Source organism: Kitasatospora sp. NPDC091257, from assembly GCF_044757675.1.
Taxonomy (GTDB): domain Bacteria; phylum Actinomycetota; class Actinomycetes; order Streptomycetales; family Streptomycetaceae; genus Kitasatospora; species Kitasatospora lactacystinica.
Genome location: NZ_JBIVVI010001818.1, coordinates 1 through 1,160, shown reverse-complemented (window position 1 = coordinate 1,160; position 1,160 = coordinate 1). Strand labels below are relative to the sequence as shown.

At 74.3% G+C, this 1,160-nt stretch carries 1 protein-coding gene; it reads right to left on the bottom strand.

The genetic code is table 11. From position 1 onward, the window contains the following. Positions 1 to 143: 143 nt before the first annotated feature. A partial coding sequence (locus ACIQOV_RS42255) for a GNAT family N-acetyltransferase (RefSeq protein WP_401056564.1) occupies positions 144 to 1,160 on the bottom strand: 1,017 nt, incomplete at its 5' end.

Sequence of the window (1,160 nt, the reverse complement as noted above, 5' to 3'; positions counted from 1 at the left end):
CAGGACTGCAGCTGGCTCATCATCGAGTCCCAGATCCCGGTGACGAGCAGCAGACCCCGACCCGGGAAAAGCCGAACGCCGTTCCCCGCCCGACCAGGGCGGGGAACGGCGTTCGGTGTCTATCGCGAGTGGCGGCTGCCGGATCAGAACCAGTGCAGGCAGTGCGGCGCGCGCTCGGCGCGGAACAGGGCGTCGGCGAGGACGGCCGCGCCGGGTCGATGGGCCCGGATGTGCCCGGCTCGGACGAGAGCGCTCGGGGCGGTGCCGCCGAGGTAGACCGCGCCCAGGTCGCGGACGTCCAGGGACAGATCGGGCTCCCGGTCCGTCGGGACGCACTCGGCCTTCCCGTCCCGGACGGTCAGCAGGTACCGGTGGTGCTCGCCGAGGAACGGGTCGTCGACGTCCAGGACCAGTTCTCCGTCGGTGAACCAGCCGCGCGCGGTCAGCGCGCGCGGGACGTCCAGCAGCCGCACCCAGAGCCAGTCGGTCTCGCCGCCCGGCTGGACGGCGCGGAAGTCCGCGAGCTGCCAGCGCAGCGGGTGCTCCGGCGGGCAGTGCCGGAACACGACCTGGGAGACCAGGTCGTGGCCGAGCACGAACCGGGCCAGGTCGGTGTGGGCGGCGTCGTCGACGGCGATGATCTCGTCCACCGTCAGGGTGTCGTCGCCGAGCGAGTAGCTGGCGTACCCGTCCGGGGTTCCGTCGGCGTCCCGGTGGACGGCGACGTAGCGCGGTGTCGGGGCGATCGGGACCTGCCCCGCGCCCAGCTCCCACCAGCGGCGCGGCCGGGACAGCGCACCGGGCTGACGGCGGCGGTAACGGTCGTAGACCTCCTCCACGATCTGCCCGCAGTCGGCCCGCCGCAGCAGTTCGACCGAGCCGGCCGCCGGGGCCTCGGCCGCCCGCTGCGCCCGGGGTGCGGCGAAGGCGGCCTGCCGGCGCGGCACCGTCAGCCGCTGGGTGTACGTCGCCGGACCGTAGCCGAACCTGCCGTAGATCCCGGCCTCGGAGGCCAGCAGGACGGAGAGGAACTCCCCTCGCGCCCGCACGTCGTCGAGCTGACGCCGCATCAGCGCGGTGAGCACGCCCTGGCGCCGGTGGGTGGGCAGGACTCCGACGGACGTCACCCCGGTGGTCGGGACGACCACCTCCCCGGGCAG